Source organism: Pseudomonas sp. MIL19, from assembly GCF_028680365.1.
Taxonomy (GTDB): domain Bacteria; phylum Pseudomonadota; class Gammaproteobacteria; order Pseudomonadales; family Pseudomonadaceae; genus Aquipseudomonas; species Aquipseudomonas spirodelae.
This window is the reverse complement of sequence record NZ_JAPPVG010000064.1, coordinates 1-3477: the sequence shown is the minus strand read 5'-3', so window position 1 is coordinate 3477 and position 3477 is coordinate 1. Positions and strand designations below refer to the sequence as shown.

Below are 3477 nucleotides of genomic sequence, written 5' to 3'. Positions count from 1 at the left end.
GAAGCAGTTGAACACCTGGGTCAGTTTTCAGTCGGCAGAACAGCCTCTACTGGGTCAGTTTTCGGTCAGCGGCAACAGCAGCCACGGCGCCGTCTGTGCCATAGGCCATGGCGGCGTTGACGCCGGAGGTTTGTTCACCGGCTGCACGAATCGTCACTGCCGTATCGCCACCGGCCAACGTCAGCAGTTGCTCGGGCTTGAGGGTGAAGTTATAGGCTGTTTGGAAGGCCGGCAGTGCGTCCGAGCGCTCTACAAACTCAGCCGAGGCGGCCAGCTTGAACTGCCCACCTTTGCCCAGCCATTGGCCCAGGTCGTCGAGGGTTTTCAGTTGGTTGGGGGTGGCCACATCTTGGCGAATGGCAATCGCCCAGGTGTTATTGGCTGGTGCAGGCGTTAGCCAGACAATGTTGTTCTGCTCATAGTCCAGCGCCTTGACGCGTTCGTAGCCGGCTTTGGCGTCTTTCCAAACCGGGTTGGACTCTTCGGCAAAAATGAAGGCGCCGTTGCCGGTGTATTCAGGGTACAGATCAATCTCGCCGGCGGTCAGCGCGCCGCGCATCACCTGGGTGTTGCCCAGGCCAGATCTGTTCTCGGTCTTGATGCCGCTGGCTTCCAGTGCCAGCACAATCATATTGCCCAGCAACTTGCCTTCGGTATCGATCTTGGAGCCCACACGCACGGGCGTATCCGCTTGAGCGAAGGTGCTGCCCATGGCCAGTAAGCCAGCCAGGATGAGCGCAGTTCTACGTTGCATGAGAGTCATGGTGAGGCTCCAGTAAAGATAACGAGTGAAACAATAGCGGGCTTTCAGTTGGAAACCCACCGATCAGGGTCTACCCAGCGCAAAGACCATGATTGGCTGCAGCGGCAATGCAGGGGGCTAACCGCTGCAGTTTTGCGTGCAGCAAGGTTGTGGTTGGCGATGTTTAGCTGGGCAGCGCACTGATCTTTTTCACCGCCTCGATCCAGGCGGAATTGAGTTGCGGCTGATCGATGTCCATCCCCAGGCTTTCCATGCGCTCTTTGTGCCGGTTGATCTCCGCCACGGCTTCGCTGAGTGCGCTGGAGTTGCCGTCCAGCTGGTGCATTTGGGTCAGGCCGAGATGATAGAAGCGCAGCAACTTCATGGCGTCCGGGTTATGTGCAGCTACCCCGGCTTTGACGTTGTGCATCACATTGGTGATGCGCATCAGGCTGCGCTTGAGCTGCCAGCCATAGGCCGCTGCTGCCATCCAGGGTTGTGACCACATAAAGCCGCGCACAAGGGCCACAGTCAGCAGCAGGGCGATAATCACGCCGGCCATGTTCCAGCGGAAATTATCCCCGCCCGGTTGGCCGAATAGCATGACGGTGGTGGTGGACAGCAGCATGGCCAGCACAACGAACGTCAGGGCGATGATGAGCGTACTGCGGCGGGTTTGTTGGCGGTAGTGCTCGGGGTTCTGCTGTTGGATTTCGAACATCGTGGCCACGGGGCTCTCTCTGCGGTGAAGGGGGCGTTGATTGAGGCTGATTCGGCGTATGCGCGATCGCTGCTGCAAGGTATCTTGCCCACCCACGGGTGACGTTGCTTAAGGAATTGTCGGATTTATGAGCCGTAGTATGTTTCAGGCTGTAATTATGTGCATGGCGACGTTGTGTGCGAGCGCCGCGCAGGCCAAGGTCGACGTGCAAGCCGGCCAGCATAAAACGCTGGGGCGGATCCTGGTGGCTAAGGTTTCCGAGGATATTGTGCCGGGCGATTATGAGGCCTTGCTCAAAGGCATCAAGGCCAACCCGGGCACATTTGCCAGGAAAATTGTCATGCTCGACAGTATTGGTGGCAGTGTGGATGAGGCCATGCGCATCGGCCGCCTGCTGCGCGAAACCCGCTTTGACAGCTTGGTGCCATCCACCGGGGTATGCCAAGGCAGTTGTGTGTACCTGCTGGCGGCGGGGCAGCGTAAAACCGTGCGGGGTTATGTGGGTATTCATCGGCCCTATTACGCGGGCAGTGACTCGGTGCACTCGGCCTCCAGGCAGGGCGTCAATCGTGCCCGCCAGGTGGCGTACTTCAAGGACATGCAGGTGCCGCCTGCGCTGCTTGAGGCGATCAACCGCACCGAGCCGCAACGCATGCGCGTGCTGACCCCTAGCGAGCTGGCGCACTTCCGCTTGCAGTGAGGCGCGGACAATTGCCCGCGCTGGAGCGGCTTGTGAGGCGTGGTGAAGACGCTTTCGCAGGGCTCGCTTGCAGCTTGCGCGAGGCATCTGCTCGCACTGCTGCCTTACACTGCGACCCCTGAGCGAGAAGGCCGGCGGCCAGCGTTTATGGCGATTGGTTAGTGGCCATGTTGATGTCCTTGACCAAGCCGGCAGTGGCTTCGATCACTTCACGGGCCATGCTGGTTTGCTGCTCGTTGTCGGTTTGCGCCACCAGCACCACATCGCCGTGAGTAATGCTTTTGCTCACCAACGCGACCAATCGGCCGTGATGCGTGCCGGCGGCTGATGACGCCCCGATCACGCTGCCAAGAAAACCCCCAATAAATCCGCTCATACCCATCAGCGCCAACGGTGCGAGCAGCGGGCTGGCATAAAACAGGCTCGCCTCGCTGACAATCATCGCCACCGCAATCAATGCACCGATGCCAATACCGATTCCGGTGCCAATGGCGATGTCGATCAGCATGTTCTTCAACACCCTGTTGCTCTTGGCCCGGGGCGCGGGGGCGGGTGGGGCATCTGCGTTGCTGGCGACTATCTGCAATTGCTCGCTGTGCATGCCCCGCTGAATCAATTGAGCGAGCGCCTGTTCGGCGCTGCTGCGTTGGCTAAAGAAACCCGATACGTGGTGACGGTAGAGGTCCATCGTGCTGCTCCTGCTCATGAACCGTCACTGACGGCCGAAGCACCAGCTTAGGCAGCACGGCCAAGCCCGTCTGTGCGCCGCCGTACGCAGGCCAATGGCCATGCTTTAGCTGTTTGTACGCCTATGCGTGCCAGCGTACCGACAGGCCTATGCGCGGCTGTGATGCTGTCCTCAGTGAGCTGCGTCCCGTGTTGAGAACAGCGTTGCATTGGGAGACACCGCATGTGTACGGCCATTCGAACTGATCGCTCAACTTGCCCTGTAAGAAGGGATGCCTACGGTTTTGCCTGTGTTGCGGTGGGGCACTCATGAGCCTGCAGCGGTTGCAGTGCCTGCACGGGCAGTGGCGTCAGTCATTGGGTGCTCTGCAGATGACCTGGGCGCGCTTGAACCATAACCCCGCGCTGCACCATGCCGGCCACATGCAGCACCTCGCCGGCTTGCTGCAGGCGCGTTATGGCTTCTCCCGCGCTGATGCAGAGGCTCAGGTCAGCGTTTTTTTTGGCTATGTCCCAATACCGTGTTGCAAGGACTAAGATTTAGGGCAGACATCAGCTCGTGAGGTCTGCCCACCATGGATACTCAGGTCTTTCAGCGCTGGCTGGCTCAGGTGAGCCAGCTCAGCA

General features: G+C 59.6%; 5 protein-coding genes. 2 read left to right on the top strand and 3 right to left on the bottom strand.

Features of this window, described 5'->3' with window-relative positions:
* Positions 1-46: 46 nt before the first annotated feature.
* Both N1078_RS19225 and N1078_RS19220 read right to left on the bottom strand, forming a co-directional pair.
* Positions 47-763 (bottom strand): glycine betaine ABC transporter substrate-binding protein, encoded by a 717-nt coding sequence (locus N1078_RS19225; protein ID WP_274089673.1) that lies wholly within the window; start codon positions 761-763, stop codon positions 47-49.
* Positions 764-926: 163 nt separating this feature from the next.
* Positions 927-1463, bottom strand: coding sequence for a DUF3087 domain-containing protein (locus N1078_RS19220; protein WP_274089675.1), 537 nt, complete (start codon positions 1461-1463; stop codon positions 927-929).
* Positions 1464-1590: 127 nt separating this feature from the next.
* Between N1078_RS19220 and N1078_RS19215 the strand changes: the two genes are divergently transcribed.
* The gene (locus N1078_RS19215; RefSeq protein WP_443218124.1) at positions 1591-2163 is read left to right on the top strand and encodes a hypothetical protein; all 573 of its coding nucleotides are present in this window, start codon (positions 1591-1593) and stop codon (positions 2161-2163) included.
* Between the two features lie 145 nt (positions 2164-2308).
* On the opposite strand, the gene N1078_RS19210 is transcribed toward N1078_RS19215, so the two are convergent.
* Positions 2309-2851 carry a hypothetical protein gene (locus N1078_RS19210; RefSeq protein WP_274089672.1) on the bottom strand — a complete coding sequence of 181 codons (543 nt, stop codon included), beginning with the start codon at positions 2849-2851 and terminating at the stop codon, positions 2309-2311.
* A 308-nt stretch (positions 2852-3159) separates the two neighbouring features.
* Here N1078_RS19210 and N1078_RS19205 point away from each other — a divergent pair, with 308 nt between their 5' ends.
* Complete coding sequence (locus tag N1078_RS19205) at positions 3160-3387, top strand: CsbD family protein (protein ID WP_274089671.1); 228 nt, start codon at positions 3160-3162, stop codon at positions 3385-3387.
* The last annotated feature ends 90 nt before the right edge of the window (positions 3388-3477 follow it).